Source organism: Actinomadura geliboluensis (assembly GCF_005889745.1).
GTDB classification, from domain to species: domain Bacteria; phylum Actinomycetota; class Actinomycetes; order Streptosporangiales; family Streptosporangiaceae; genus Spirillospora; species Spirillospora geliboluensis.
Window position 1 is genome coordinate 1 of sequence record NZ_VCKZ01000265.1, and the last position, 13,471, is coordinate 13,471.

The following is a 13,471-nucleotide window of genomic DNA, read 5'->3' on the forward strand; positions in this document are numbered from 1 at the left end:
CATCGGAGCCGCCCGTCGCGGCGCCGCCTCCGCAGCAGGTGCAGCCCGCGCATCAGGCACAGCCTCCGCATCAGGCACAGCCTGCGCATCAGGTACAGCAGCAGCCGTATGAGGCCGGGGCCGCGCCGGGCTACGCGCCGGGCATGCCTTACTGGCCCGGGGCGCCCGCGCAGCCCGACGGCTGGGGCCAGGCGTACGGCACCGGCCAGTACCCGGCCCCGCAGTACGGGGCGTACGGGCCCGGCGCGTACTACGGGCCCGCGTACGGCATGCCGCCCGCCAAGCGGTCGTGGTCGGTGGCCCTCCCGCCCGGCAGGCCCTACCACCAGGCCGCCCGGAACGAGGCGCACCGGTGGTGGCGCCCGCTGGTGGGCAGCATCGCGATCCTCGTGGTGGGGATGGTCGGCATGCTCGGGCTGATGGTCGCCGGAGCGGTCGTCCAGATGGCGGTCACCGGGGAGGCCCCCGACCCCGCCGCGGCCGACACCGACTCGATCTTCGGCAACACCACCGCCGACGTCGTGTTCAACCTGGCGGCGCTCGCCCTGTTCCTGCCCGTGGTCTTCGGGGCGGCGTGGCTGGTCCAGCGGCGGCGGCCCGGCACGCTGTCGTCGGTCGCGGGACGGCTGCGGTGGCGCTGGATGCTGGTGTGCTGCGGCCTGGCGATCGGCTTCTGCGTCGTGTCCTACGGGACGTCGATCGTGGCGGCGATCGCGATGGGCGACACGTCCGGCGGCGACGAGCACTGGGTCGGCTGGAGCGAGTTCCTGCTCCCGGCGGTCCTGATCGTCCTGCTGGTGCCGTTCCAGGCGGCGGCGGAGGAGTACGTGTTCCGCGGCTGGCTGCTCCAGGCCGTCGGCGCGTGCACGCTGGAGAACGCCAGGGGCCCGGTCGGGCGGGCGTTCAGCGCGGTGTTCCGCACCCCCTGGCCCGGCATCGTGCTCGGGTCGGCGCTCTTCACGGCCGGGCACGGCTACACGAGCTGGGGCGTCCTCGACATCTTCCTGTTCGGCGCGATCGCGGCGTGGATGACGGTGCGGACGGGCGGTCTGGAGTCCGGCATCGCCCTGCACGTGTTCAACAACCTGATGGCGTTCCTCCTCCCGGCGGCCGTCGGGAAGCTCGACATGGAGCAGGGCAGCGTGCCCTGGCAGGTCGTCCTGGCGGACGTCGTCCCCATGGTGCTCTACGCGGCGGTGGTGGTCCTACTGGCGCGGCGCATGCGGATGCAGAAGCGCACGGGTGAGGACGAGGTCCCGACCACGGTGGAACCCGAGCCGCTGCCGGTGCCGTAGCGGCCCGTCCGGCCCTTCTAGAGGACGCCCCACTCGGCCAGCGCGTCGAGCAGCCCCGGCGTGAGCGGAAGACCGGCGAGGTCGTCCGGGCGCACCCAGGCCACGTCGTCGGCGTCGTCGCCCGCGCGGAGCGTCCCGCCCGTGACGGTGGCCGCGTAGTCGTGGATCTCGAACACGACGCCCTCCGGCCCGGGGCGCTCGACCGTCCCGGCGAGGGCGCCCACGGCGACGTCCAGGCCGGTCTCCTCCTTCAGCTCCCGCGCGACCGCGGCCGGGTCGTCCTCGCCCGGCTCGACCCGCCCGCCCGGAACGGACCACAGGCCCGCGCCGGGCGGGCGCCCGCGCCGCACCAGCAGCAGCCGCCCGTCGCCGTCGCGCACGATCCCGCCCACGCACCGTGTTCTCATGGCTCCATTTTGTCCCCCCTTTTCCCAGTGGCGACCTGCGCCGACTTGACGGGGCGGGACGAGGCCGCGCAGTGTGGATATCCATGAGGGCGGAGCCCATGTGCCCGCGCTGCGCGGGTCCGCTGAGCGCGCCGGGCCTCTGGTCGAGCGACTGGAGCTGCGGCGTGCACGGCGCCGTGCTGCCGCGGCAGCCGTCCCGGCGCCCGGGCCCGGAGGGGCTGGCCGCCGTGCTGCGCGACGCGCGGGTCCCGGTCTGGACGCCCTGGCCCCTTCCGCCGGCCTGGCTCGTCACGGGATTCGCCACGGTCGGCGACGACCGCTCCGGCGCGCGGGCGACGGCCGTCGCCGTGTCCGGGCCGGGGCTGCTGCGCGGCCCCGCCGACATGCTGCTGATCGCCGAGGAGCCCGGCATCGGGCTCGGCGCCCACTACGCGGGCCTGGAGGGCTCCGACCCGGGCGAGGCGTTCAACGGGGGCCCGCCGCACGTGAAGCTCGACGTCAGCGGCCCCGCCGCGACGTGCGGCCGGTCGGTCCCCATGTGGGCGGTCGGCGACCGGCCCGACCGGGCCGTCTACGTCGGAGAGGCGATGGGGAACTGGCTGTGGGCGGTGCTGTGGCCCGCCGACGCGGGCGTCCTGATGCTGGAGAGCCAGAACCTCCTCGACCTGCGCGAACCGGGCATGGAGATCGATCTGCCCTACGGCGCCTACAGTCCCCGGCTCGACGAGTGAGAGGGGCGGGCCGCTGATGCGGATCGACCTGCACTGCCACAGCGACGCCTCCGACGGCACCCGGCCGCCCGCCGAGGTCGTCCGGCGGGCCCGGGCGCGGGGACTGGACGTCGTCGCGCTGACCGACCACGACACCGTCGCCGGATGGGACGAGGCGGCCGCCGCCGCGCCGGACGGCCTGACGGTCGTCCCCGGCATCGAGCTGTCCTGCCAGGAGGGCGGCCGCAGCCTGCACCTGCTCGGCTACCTGTTCGACCCGGAGCACCCGGCGCTCGCCGCCGAGCTGGCCCGGATCTGCGACGACCGGGTGATCAGGGCGCGGACCATGGTCGACCGGCTCCGCGCCCTCGGCGTGGACGTCACCTGGGGCATGGTCCGGGCGCTCGCGCGCGGCGAGGCGGTCGGGCGCCCGCACATCGCGCGCGCCATGGTCGAGGCCGGCGCGATCAAGACGACCGACGAGGCGTTCACCACGCGGTGGATCGCGCAGGGCGGCCGGGCCTACGCCGAGCGCTACGCGATGGACCCGGAGCGGGCGGTCGGGCTCGTCCGCGCCGCCGGGGGAGTGTGCGTGCTGGCGCACCCGCGCGCCCGCCGCCGCGGCTACGTGTTCGACGACGAGGTGATCGAGCGGCTCGCCGCCGCCGGGCTCGCCGGCGTCGAGACCGACCACCCCGACCACGTCCCGGAGGACCGCGCCCGGCTGCGCGCGCTGGCCGCCGCGCTGGACCTCGCCGCGACCGGGTCCAGCGACGACCACGGCGCGCTGACCGGCGACCGGCTCGGCGCGGAGACGACCGCCCCGGAGGCGTTCGAGCGGCTCGCCGCGGCCGCGTCCGGCGGTGATCTCCGTGTGCCGGAACGGGGCGGCGAAGCGCGGTAGGGTGCGTTGCGTGGACGCGCGCATCGAACAGGTGGTGACGTCGGGGAAGCTCACCCTGGACGACACCGAGTACGACGTCGATAACAACACCTACATCGTCGGCGACGACGACGAGGTCATCGTGATCGACCCGGCGAACGACGCCGAGGCCATCCTCAAGGAGGTCGGCGACCGCGAGGTCATGGCCGTCATCCTGACCGACGGCAACGAGCACCGCCTCAGCGTGGTGCTCGAGGTCGCCGCCGCCGGGGAGGAGGACGAGGACGACTGGGCCCCGATCGCGATGCACCGCGCCGACCGGCTGCTGTGGCGCGATTACTTCGGCCGCCTCGCCAAAGCGGAGGAGGACGAGGACGACGCCAAGGCGCTCCGCTCCCTCGAACCCGACATCTGGCTGGAGGACGGCGGCGTCTTCGAGATCGGCGAGGCGCAGCTGGAGATCGTGCACACCCCGGGCCACACGCCCGGCAGCGTCTGCGTGATCAGCGAGCAGCTCGGCGTGCTGTTCTCCGGCGACACCCTGCACCGCGGCCGGCCCGGCTCGATCGGCGGCGCCTACGAGGACCTGCGCAAGCAGCTCAACTCGATCGGCGCGCTGCTGACCCCGCTGCCGAAGGAGCTGAAGGTGCTGCCCGCGCAGGGCGAGGAGACCACCGTCGGCGACGAGGACGCCCGCTGGGAGACCTGGGGCTCGCTCGCCAACGAGTCCGACGACTGAGCGGCCGGGCATGGAGCAGCTGGGCTTCGACGGGATGCCCCAGCGGCTGTACACGTGCACGCCGTCGCGGTTGAACACCTGGCTGGACTGCCCACGCCGGTACCGGATGACCTACCTGGACCGTCCGATGCCGCCGAAGGGCCCGCCGTGGGCGCACAACAGCGTCGGCGCGAGCGTGCACAACGCGCTGGCCGGCTGGTGGCGGCTCCCCGTTGAGGAGCGCACGCCCGAGGCCGCCGGGGCGCTGCTCGCCCGGGGCTGGCTGACGGACGGCTTCCGCGACGAGGCGCAGTCGGCGCAGTGGCGCGAGCGGGCCCGCGACATGACCGAGCGCTACGTCGCGGGGCTCGACCCGTCGGACGAGCCGGTCGGGGTGGAGCGGACGGTCGCCACCCGCACCGACCGGATCGCCGTCTCGGGCCGCATCGACCGCCTCGACGCGCGCGGCCCCGAGCTGGTCGTCGTCGACTACAAGACGGGCCGGCACGTGCTCACCGCCGACGACGCGCGCGGCTCCCTCGCCCTGGCGATCTACGCGGTGGCGGCGTCCCGCGTCCTGCGCCGCCCCTGCCGCCGCGTCGAGCTGCACCATCTGCCGTCCGGTGAGGTCGCGGTGTGGGAGCACACCGACGAGTCGCTGGCCCGGCACATCCGCCGCGCGGAGCAGATCGCCGCCGAGGCCGCCGCGGCCGACGAGGCGTACCGCAACCGCGTCCCGAAGCCCCGCCCGGGCGACCACGCGCCCTACGACGAGCTGTTCCCGCCGCGTCCGGGCAACCTGTGCTCGTGGTGCGACTTCGCGCGGCACTGCCCGGAGGGCCGGGAGGCCGCCCCGCGCAAGGAGCCGTGGGCGGCGCTCCCGGTCGACGTCGCCTAGGCCGAGGCGAGTTCCCGGTTTGGCCACCGGCGCGGGTCGCGGAGCCCGAACAGGCCCTTGCTGACGTCGTAGCCCTCGGCCGCGAGCCGCTGCCGGGCCCGTTCGAGCATGTCGCGGGTGTCCTTGGCGAACGCGTAGTCGTGCACCTTCTCCGGCACGGAGTTCATCGCGAGCCGGAACGACCTGAGCGCGGCCGTCACCGCCGGCTGCGGCACCTCGGGCAGCGCCCCGTACATCCGGCGCGCCCAGTCCGGCAGCGAGTAGTAGCAGAGCGCGCCGAACGGGAAGTAGCCGGGCTTGCCCGGCGCGAGGAACTTCAGGTTCTCCGGCATCGTCGGCCACATCAGGAACCGGACGGTCTCCGCCGCCTCCTCGGTGACCCGCAACCGCGGCCGCATCTCGGCGAAGAACGCCTCCATCTCGGCGACGCTGCCGGGGACGTCCTCGGCGTGCAGCCCGACCAGCGTCGCCGACGCGCGCTGCTCGTCGAGGTACCGGTCGGCCATGGCGCCGGTCAGCGGCAGCCCGGCCCGCCGCGCCACCTCCAGGTAGGAGTAGACCTCGGCGCAGTGCACCCACAGCAGGAGCTCGGGCTGGTCGAGCCGCTCCTTCTTGCCGGTGTCGTGGTTCAGGATGCGCAGGCTCCGGTGGATCTCCCGCACCCGGTACGCGGCCTTCTCGACCTCCTCCGGGCTGCCGAACGTGCCGAGCCCCACGAAGTCGGACGTCCGCTGGAGCCGCCCGAACGGGTCCTCACGGAAGGTGGAGTTCTGCCAGACGCCCCACATCGCCATGGGGTGCAGCGCCTGGAGCATGAGGCTGCGCACCCCGCCGACCCACATGGACCGGTCGAGGTGGACGCGCCAGGTGACGCTCTCGGGTGGCTGGACGGTCGCGGGCATTCACACACCTCCATGAGACAAACTCATGTAAGTGTGTCATTACCTCCCGGGCCCCGCGACACCGCCCCCCGCGCAGGCCGGGCCCGGCGGTGGGTCAGTGGACGCTCACCTCCTCGTTCTTGAGGTGGGTGCGGATCTCGTCCCGCAGTTCGGGCGTGTCGGTGTGCCCGTGCACCGAGACCGCGTGCTCGGTGGCGGCGCGGACGACCTCGTCCTCCTCGCCGCTGATGGTGAGCGTGCAGCCGGACTCGCTCGGCATCTCCCGGCAGTCGGCGACCTTGCGCATGGTTCCTCCCCGTCGGCCGGCGCCGCGGGAGAGCCCGGAGCGCCGGCGGGCCGTGGTCCCGCCGCACCGCCATGCTCGGACACTTCCAGCCTGGCACACACCCAGGTCAGAGTGAAGATTTGCGGCTAGGTCGCACCGTGCAGGCCGACATGGGCGCCGACGTCGTCGCCGTGGGCCGCGTCGAGGACGGCGTCGAGCTCGGCGTCGTGTCCCGCTGGGGCCAGCTGGACGTCCTGGTCAACAACGCCGGTGCCACCAGGATGATGCCGCTCGCGGAGACGACCGCCGAGGGCATCGCGGGCCTGTTCGACCTCAACGTCACGGCTCCGAGCCTGCTCGCCCGCGCGGCCCTGCCGCACCTGCGCGACACCAAGGGCGCGATCGTCAACGTGTCCAGCACCTACGGGCACCGCCCGCTCCCCGGCGCCGCCCACTACGCCGAGTCCAAGGCGGCGCTGGAGCAGCTCACCCGCAGCTGGGCCCTCGAACTGGCCGGCGCCGGGAGGCGGCCCGCATCCCGCTGGCCCGCCGCGGCGACCCCGCCGAGGTGGCCGCCTGGATCGTCCGGCTGGCCGACCCGTCCAGCACCTGGCTGACGGGCCAGACCCTGGCCGTGGACGGCGGCCTCAACCTCACCTGATGATGGGGGCATGCGATCTTGGTGGGGCTGGGGACATGTGGAGGACGCGGTCACGGGCGCGGAACGCGCGGAGCTGATCGCCCGGGTGGCGGCACTGCTGCCCGGCGCCGAACTGACCGACCACGCGCCTCCGGCGGTCGGTGACCTCGAGGTGCGGCCTCCTCGGATCACCGCGCCGTCGTCCCTGGCCGATCTGTGTTCGGACGACCCGGCCGACCGGCTCGGCCACGCTCGGGGCAAGGCGTTCCGGGACGTGGTCCGCAACCTGCTGGGCGACCTGGGCGAGGTCCCTGATCTGGTGGTCAGGCCCGGCGCCGAACGCGACGTGGTCGACGTCCTCGACTGGTGCGCGGGCGCCGGGATCGCCGTCATCCCCTACGGCGGGGGCAGTTCCGTCGTCGGGGGCGTCGAGCCGCGTGGCCTCGGGCCCTCGATCAGCCTGGATCTGGGCCGGCTCGCTGATGTCGTGGAGATCGACACCAGCGCCAGGGCGGCCCGCATCCAGGCGGGTGTCTACGGGCCGTCTCTTGAAGACCGCCTCCGGCCGCAGGGCCTGACCTTGCGGCACTTCCCCCAGTCGTTCGAGTTCTCCACGCTCGGCGGCTGGCTGGCCACCCGCTCGGGCGGCCACTACGCCACCGTCCTCACGCACATCGACGAGATGGTGGAGTCCCTGCGGGTGGTGACACCGGCGGGGGTGAGCGAGTCGCTGCGCCTGCCCGGCTCCGGCGCGGGCCCGTCCCCGGACCGGCTCTTCCTCGGTTCGGAGGGAACCCTCGGCATCATCACCGAGGCATGGATGCGGCTCCAGGAGCGACCCCGCTGGCGTGCCGGAGCGTCCGTGCTCTTCGGCGGCTACGACGACGCCGTGGCCGCGACGCGGGCCCTGGCGCAGTCCGGGCTGAACCCGGCGAACTGCCGACTCCTCGACCCCATGGAGGCGCTGCTGAACGCCGGCACGGACTCACCGGGCGGGGTCCTCGTCCTGGGCTTCGAGTCGGCCGACCACCCGGTGGACGCGCCCCTGGAGCGGGCCCTGGAACTCTGCCGCGACCACGGCGGACGCCCGCAGCCCCGCGCGAAGCGCGACGCGTCCGACACCTGGCGCTCCGCGTTCCTGCGCATGCCCTACCAGCGCGACGCCCTCGCGGCCCACGGCATGATCGTCGAGACGTTCGAGACGGCGTGCACCTGGGGCGCCTTCCCCGCCCTGCGCGAGGCCGTCCTGGCGGCGGCCCGGCAGGCGATGGACGAGGCCGGCGCCGAGGGCGTCGTGACGTGCCGCTTCACCCACGTCTACCCGGACGGCCCCGCGCCCTACTTCGGCGTCTACGCGTCCGGGCGCTGGGGCTCGACCGTGGCCCAGTGGGACGTGATCAAGGCGGCGGTGTCGGACGCCCTAGCCGCCCACGGCGCCACGATCACCCACCATCACGCCGTCGGCCGCGACCACCGCCCCTGGTACGACCGCCAGCGCCCGGACCCGTTCGCGGCGGCCCTCCGCGCCGCCAAGGGCGCGCTGGACCCGTCCGCGATCCTCAACCCGGGCGTCCTGCTCGACCCGCCCTGAAACCGGCGCTCCGGGCGGCTCAGGCGTCCACGGCGAACGCTATCCATACGTCGGGCGGCAGGTCGGGGCGTGACGGCTCCGGCCTGCGCTCTTCCGTCCATGCGCCCGGTGCGATCGTCTCGGCCGCGCGCCGCCAGAACCGCACGGCGGTGGTGTTGCCGTCCTGGAAGGCGACCTCCCACGGGCCGGGATGACGCCCCACGACCTGCTGGAACGCGCGCAACCCGATCCCGGTGCGGCGCGCTCCCCGCACGACGAAGAACGAGGTCAGCACGCGCCGCTGCTCCGCGAGGCCCCGCACCACGGCGAATCCCACCGGCCGGTCACCCTGGGTGAACAGGTAGGCAGTCGAATCGGCGCCGGAGAACGCGGCCTGGAGCCGCTCGCTCCGGAACGTCGCGTCGGGGAACGGCAGCCCGCCCCAGAACTCCGACATGTCGTGCTGGAACATCAGCCACAGCCGCTCCACCACCGCGCGGTCGCCTTCACCGGCGAGACGGACGGACAACTCGACCACGAGACCCCTCGATTCCGGCCCAGAAACGACGAAAAGCCTGCCGGCCGGTATGAAACCGTCCGTGCAGGCTTTCCTGAGAACCCGGGGATTCTACACCTTCGGTGCAGGCGGGCCCCGCCGCTACTTGAGAGTGTGCTCTGTCTCTGTCCAGAAGGTGCGGAGGGCGGCGGCCGTGGTCTCCGGGGCGTCCCAGGCGGGGGAGTGGGCGGCGCCGGGGATGACGACCTTGGCGGCGTTCAGGTGCTCCGCCATCGCGGCCTGGACGGGCGGCTCCCAGACGTCGTCGTCCTCGCCGTAGAGGACGAGGGTGCGCAGCCCGGAGTCGGCGCAGTGCTTGGTGAGCTCCTCGACGCGGTCGGGGGCGGTGAGCAGCTCGTCGGCCATGCGGGCGAGGCCCCTCGCGGAGTTGCCGACGGTGCGGGCCTTCAGGAACGCCAGGATCTCGTCCTGGACGCCGCGCCCCAGGTAGTTCGGTTCGAGGGCGAGCTCCCAGATCTGCGCGAGGCCGAGCTCGGGGAGGGCGTCGCGGAGGGCGCGGGCCTTGGCGGCGGCCTGGCCGGTCGCCGCGGCCGGGCCCGAGCTCATCAGCGTCAGCGACGCCGGCAGCGCCCCGGACAGGACGGTCTCCCGGCAGACGAGGCCGCCGAACGAGTGCCCCACGAGGTGGACGGGGTCGGGGCCCAGCACGTCCAGCAGGGACGCGATGTCCGCGCCGAGGGCGGCGCGGGTGTAGGCGGCGTCGTCGTCCGGGCCGATCGACTCGTACTGGCCGCGCATGTCGATCGCGAGGACGCGGCGGCCGGACGCGGCGAGGGTCTGCAGGACGCCGAGGAAGTCCTCCTTGCTGCCCGTCAGCCCGGGGACGAGCAGCGCGGGCCAGCGTTCGGGCACGCCCGAGCCGGGGAGGGCCTCCAGCGCGGCGAACGCGCCGCGGGAGGTCTCGACGGTCGTCCGGCTCACGCCGGGGGGCAGGTTCAGGAACCGGGGCGTACTCACAGGGCACCAGCCTAGTCAATGGGTCTCGACGGACATCGGTGAAAAAGTTTCGGTGGTACCGTCGCCAGCGTGCCTTCCAAGCCGGCCATCTCCGCGCACCGCCGTGACGAGGCGGGGCTGACGGGGCTCGCCGCGGCGGCCGCGTCCGGCGCCGAGTACGTGGAGATCGACATCAGGCGGACGGGCGACGGGCGCCTCGTCGTCCACCACGATCCCGAGATCGGCGGGCTGCGGCTGAACCGGCTGAGCTACGCCCGCATCCAGGACCTCGCGTCCCGGCCCGTGCCGCTGGTCGGCGAGGCCATGGAGATCATCGCGGGCAGCGCCCAGGGGCATCTCGACCTCAAGGAGCGCGGCTGCGAGCACGAGACCGTCGCGCTCGCGGTGGAGGCGTTCGGGCGGGACGGGTTCGTCGTCACCACCCGCGAGATCACCTCGCTGCTGGAGATCAAGAAGAGCTTCCCGGGCGTGCGGACGGCCCTGTCGGTGGGGCGCAACCTGTGGGAGCGCGGCGCCGCGCACGACTTCGCGCCGCTGCGGCTGATCCGCCGCGCGGGCGCCGACATGGTCGCGCTGAACCACCGGCTGGCCCGCGTCGGCGTGCTGCGGCAGTGCGGCCGCGCCGGCATCCCCGCCATGATCTGGACGGTCAACGCCGAACCGGTGATGCGGCGCTTCCTCGGCGACCCGCGCGTGGCCGTCCTGATCACCGATCATCCCGGCACCGCGCTGAAGCTCCGCGACGGCCGCGACGGCCGCGGCGGCCGGAGCGGCCCCGGCGGGCGCGCCCGCGGCTAGCGGGCCCGGACACAGCACAACCGCGAGACCGGGCGGGGGTCTCGCGGTCGTCCCAGGTGATCAGGCCGTCTGCGACGCCTCGGCCTGCGAGGCCGCCGGCTGGCCGGCGCGGGTGCGGCGGCGGGTGCGGCTGCGCTTGCGCTCGGTCGCGACCGCGTCGACGACGTTGCCGTCCGCCGCGGAGCCGGCGGCGGTCTCGGCCTCCGCCGCGGTGACCGTCCCGGTCGCCGTCGCGGTGGCCTCGACGGGCTTGCCGGCGCGGGTGCGGGTCCGGTTGCGCTTGCGGCGGCGCGGCCGCTCCCGCTCCCGCTCCCGGTCGCGGTCCCGGTCCCGGTCGCCGCGGGTGTGGCTGCGGACCTTGCCGGTCTCGCCGATGTCCTCCAGCTCCTCGGCGTCCAGCCCGGCGCGCCCGTGCCGCTGCTCCTTCGGCAGCGTCCCCTTGGTGCCGGCGGGGATGCCGAGCGTCTCGAAGAAGTGCGGGGACGTCGAGTAGGTCTCCTGCGGCTCGGCGAACGGCAGGTCGAGCTGACCGTTGATCAGCTTCCACCGGGTGAGGTCGGACCAGTCGATCAGCGTGACCGCGACGCCCTCCTTGCCCGCGCGGCCGGTCCGGCCGATGCGGTGCACGTAGGTGTCGGCGCTGTCGGGGCACTCGTAGTTGACGACGTGGGTGACGTCGTCGACGTCGAGCCCGCGGGCCGCCACGTCGGTGGCCACCAGCACGCCGATCTTGCCGTTGCGGAACGCGCGCAGCGCCCGCTCGCGCTGGCTCTGCCCGAGGTCGCCGTGCACGGCGGCGGCGTCGAAGCCGCGCTGCGCGAGGTCGGCGGCCACCCGGTCGCAGGCCCGCTTGGTCTGGCAGAAGATCATCGTCAGCCCGCGGCCCTCGGCCTGCAGCAGCCGCGCCAGCATCTCCGGCTTGTCCATCTGGTGGGCCTGGAAGACGTGCTGGACGACCTGCGGCGTCGCGTCGGACTCGGTGTGCGACTCGGCCCGCACGTTGGTGGGCCGGGTCAGGTACTGCCGCGACAGCGCGACGATCTCGCCCGGCATGGTCGCCGAGAACATCATCGTCTGGCGCTGCGCCGGGATCCGCTTGATGATCCGCTCGATGTCGGGCAGGAACCCGAGGTCGAGCATGCGGTCGGCCTCGTCCAGCACCAGCACGCCGACCTTGGACAGGTCGAGGTGCTTCTGCTTGACCAGGTCGAGGAGCCGGCCCGGGGTGCCGACGACCACGTCGACGCCCTCGCGGAGCGCGTTGATCTGCGGCTCGTACGCGCGCCCGCCGTAGACCGACAGGACGCGGGTGCCGAGCTTGCCGCCGGCGACCAGGAGGTCGTCGGTGACCTGGAGGGCCAGCTCGCGGGTCGGGGCGACGACGAGCGCGCGCGGCTCTTTGCCGCCGTGCTCGATGCGCTGCAGCAGCGCCGCGCCGAACGCGAGGGTCTTGCCGGTGCCCGTGCGGGCCTGGCCGATGATGTCGTGCCCGCCCAGCGCGATCGGCAGGGCGAGTTCCTGGATGGGGAACGCTTCCACGATGCCCTCTGCTTCAAGGGCGTCTGCTATCTCGGGGACGACCCCGAGTTCACGAAAGGTAGTCAGGGCTTTCAGCCTCCAATGTGCGGGGTCTCCGCTCCCGGGTGCGGCGCGGCTCGCCGGCGCGACTCCGTCCTCGCGGACGCGTCCGTCGTTCCTGTGGCCGCGCGCTCGCGCGGGAGGGACCAGCCGTTGCTCAAAATCTCTCGGCGACCGCAGTCAGGGGTTGAAAGCAGTCACTCGCTGTGGCTGCGTGCGGTCACACTCCGCGACGCAGTGTACCGACCGGCGGTTGCATACACCAATAGCCGATCACCCGTCCCAACGTTTCCGCGTTCGCGTCTATTCCATGCCCCGTCCGCCAGGCATTATCCGGCGGGGGCGCAAGCGCCGCGCGGGCCCCGGCCGCGGCCCGCGCGGGCGGCCACATCCGGACAGTCCGCGCCCGGCGGCTCCGCAGCCGGCCCGGCGATCGCGCAGAGTTAGATCATGACCGGCCCGCCCCCCGCCGAAACGCCGTGGCGCGTCGACGGCTTCACCGAGGTCCGCGAGCTGGGGGCGGGCGCGCAGGGCCGGGTGGTGCTGGCCCGGCACGCCCGCACCGGCGCCCCGGTCGCGATCAAGTACCTGTCCCGGCGGGACGGGGACGAGCGCGCGGTCGCGTCGCTGCGCGCCGAGGCGGTCATGCTCGGCCGGGTGGACGATCCGCACGTCGTCCGGCTCTACCGGTTCGTCAGCGCCGACCGGGGCGTCGCGCTCGTGATGGAGGCGGTGAACGGGGTCTCGCTCAAGCGGATCCTGGCCGAGCACGGCGCGCTGGAGCCGGAGGCGGCGCTCGCCGTGCTGAAGGGCTCCCTGCGGGGGCTCGCCGCCGCGCACGCCGCCGGGGTGGTGCACCGCGACTACAAGCCCGCGAACGTCGTCGTCCGGGCGGACGGGCTGAGCAAGCTGATCGACTTCGGCGTGGCCGTGCTCGCCGGGGACGGCGGCGGGTCGGGCACGCCCGCCTACATGGCCCCGGAGCAGTGGGAGAAGGGGCCCGCGTCCCCGGCCACCGACGTGTACGCCGCGACCTGCGTGTTCTACGAGTGCGTGACCGGGCGGCGGCCCTACGGCGGCGACCTGGCGGCGCTCGCGGGCGCCCACCTGCGCGCGCCCGTCCCGCTGGAGGGGGCGCCGGCGGCGCTGCGCGACCTGATCGCGCGGGGGATGGCCAAGTCCGCCGGCGACCGCCCGTCCGGCGCCGCCGACTTCGTCGCCGAGCTGGACGCGGTCGCGTCCTCGGTCTACGGGCTGGCTCTTATACACATCT

14 protein-coding genes and 1 pseudogene are annotated in these 13,471 nt (G+C 74.1%); 9 read left to right on the forward strand and 6 right to left on the reverse strand.

The features are described 5' to 3' along the window. Positions 1 to 143: 143 nt before the first annotated feature. A complete protein-coding gene (locus ETD96_RS29490; RefSeq protein ID WP_138639763.1) occupies positions 144 to 1,295 on the forward strand; it encodes a CPBP family intramembrane glutamic endopeptidase in 1,152 nt (383 codons plus the stop codon). 17 nt (positions 1,296 to 1,312) lie between these two features. Here ETD96_RS29490 and ETD96_RS29495 read toward each other — a convergent pair whose 3' ends face one another. Continuing rightward, entirely contained in the window at positions 1,313 to 1,702 is a 390-nt protein-coding gene (locus ETD96_RS29495) for an NUDIX hydrolase (RefSeq protein WP_138639764.1), read from the reverse strand. Positions 1,703 to 1,785: 83 nt separating this feature from the next. Between ETD96_RS29495 and ETD96_RS29500 the strand changes: the two genes are divergently transcribed. Genes ETD96_RS29500 through ETD96_RS29515 form a run of 4 tightly spaced genes read left to right on the forward strand, consistent with a single transcriptional unit; the run spans position 1,786 to position 4,911 of the window. Beyond that, entirely contained in the window at positions 1,786 to 2,433 is a 648-nt protein-coding gene (locus ETD96_RS29500) for a DUF6758 family protein (protein ID WP_138639765.1), read from the forward strand. Between the two features lie 16 nt (positions 2,434 to 2,449). After that, positions 2,450 to 3,316, forward strand: coding sequence for a PHP domain-containing protein (locus ETD96_RS29505; protein ID WP_138639766.1), 867 nt, complete (start codon positions 2,450 to 2,452; stop codon positions 3,314 to 3,316). Between the two features lie 10 nt (positions 3,317 to 3,326). Beyond that, positions 3,327 to 4,034, forward strand: a complete 708-nt coding sequence (locus tag ETD96_RS29510; protein ID WP_138639767.1) for an MBL fold metallo-hydrolase — start codon at positions 3,327 to 3,329, stop codon at positions 4,032 to 4,034. 10 nt (positions 4,035 to 4,044) lie between these two features. Further along, positions 4,045 to 4,911: a RecB family exonuclease gene (locus ETD96_RS29515; RefSeq protein ID WP_138639768.1), complete on the forward strand. Its 867-nt coding sequence runs from the start codon at positions 4,045 to 4,047 to the stop codon at positions 4,909 to 4,911. On the opposite strand, the gene ETD96_RS29520 is transcribed toward ETD96_RS29515, so the two are convergent. Together ETD96_RS29520 and ETD96_RS29525 are read right to left on the reverse strand one after the other, a co-directional pair. Beyond that, complete coding sequence (locus ETD96_RS29520; RefSeq protein WP_138639769.1) at positions 4,908 to 5,813, reverse strand: oxygenase MpaB family protein; 906 nt, start codon at positions 5,811 to 5,813, stop codon at positions 4,908 to 4,910. The two genes, ETD96_RS29515 and ETD96_RS29520, sit on opposite strands and share 4 nt — an antisense overlap. A gap of 94 nt (positions 5,814 to 5,907) precedes the next feature. Beyond that, entirely contained in the window at positions 5,908 to 6,099 is a 192-nt protein-coding gene (locus ETD96_RS29525; protein ID WP_138639770.1) for a DUF1059 domain-containing protein, read from the reverse strand. A 149-nt stretch (positions 6,100 to 6,248) separates the two neighbouring features. Between ETD96_RS29525 and ETD96_RS29530 the strand changes: the two are divergent. Continuing rightward, a pseudogene (locus ETD96_RS29530) lies at positions 6,249 to 6,739 on the forward strand (SDR family NAD(P)-dependent oxidoreductase). A gap of 10 nt (positions 6,740 to 6,749) precedes the next feature. Then, complete coding sequence (locus tag ETD96_RS29535) at positions 6,750 to 8,309, forward strand: FAD-binding oxidoreductase (RefSeq protein WP_138639771.1); 1,560 nt, start codon at positions 6,750 to 6,752, stop codon at positions 8,307 to 8,309. 19 nt (positions 8,310 to 8,328) lie between these two features. On the opposite strand, the gene ETD96_RS29540 is transcribed toward ETD96_RS29535, so the two are convergent. Both ETD96_RS29540 and ETD96_RS29545 read right to left on the reverse strand, forming a co-directional pair. Further along, the gene (locus ETD96_RS29540) at positions 8,329 to 8,826 is read right to left on the reverse strand and encodes a GNAT family N-acetyltransferase (protein ID WP_138639772.1); all 498 of its coding nucleotides are present in this window, start codon (positions 8,824 to 8,826) and stop codon (positions 8,329 to 8,331) included. A 120-nt stretch (positions 8,827 to 8,946) separates the two neighbouring features. Continuing rightward, the gene (locus tag ETD96_RS29545; protein ID WP_138639773.1) at positions 8,947 to 9,822 is read right to left on the reverse strand and encodes an alpha/beta fold hydrolase; all 876 of its coding nucleotides are present in this window, start codon (positions 9,820 to 9,822) and stop codon (positions 8,947 to 8,949) included. A 69-nt stretch (positions 9,823 to 9,891) separates the two neighbouring features. On the opposite strand from ETD96_RS29545, the gene ETD96_RS29550 reads away from it, so the two are divergent. Continuing rightward, the gene (locus tag ETD96_RS29550) at positions 9,892 to 10,620 is read left to right on the forward strand and encodes a glycerophosphodiester phosphodiesterase (RefSeq protein WP_138639774.1); all 729 of its coding nucleotides are present in this window, start codon (positions 9,892 to 9,894) and stop codon (positions 10,618 to 10,620) included. A 60-nt stretch (positions 10,621 to 10,680) separates the two neighbouring features. Here the strand turns inward: ETD96_RS29550 and ETD96_RS29555 are convergent, their stop codons facing one another. Further along, positions 10,681 to 12,159 (reverse strand): DEAD/DEAH box helicase, encoded by a 1,479-nt coding sequence (locus tag ETD96_RS29555; protein ID WP_240808318.1) that lies wholly within the window; start codon positions 12,157 to 12,159, stop codon positions 10,681 to 10,683. A 489-nt stretch (positions 12,160 to 12,648) separates the two neighbouring features. On the opposite strand from ETD96_RS29555, the gene ETD96_RS29560 reads away from it, so the two are divergent. Beyond that, positions 12,649 to 13,471: serine/threonine-protein kinase (locus ETD96_RS29560; protein WP_138639776.1), on the forward strand; the 823-nt coding region annotated here is incomplete at its 3' end.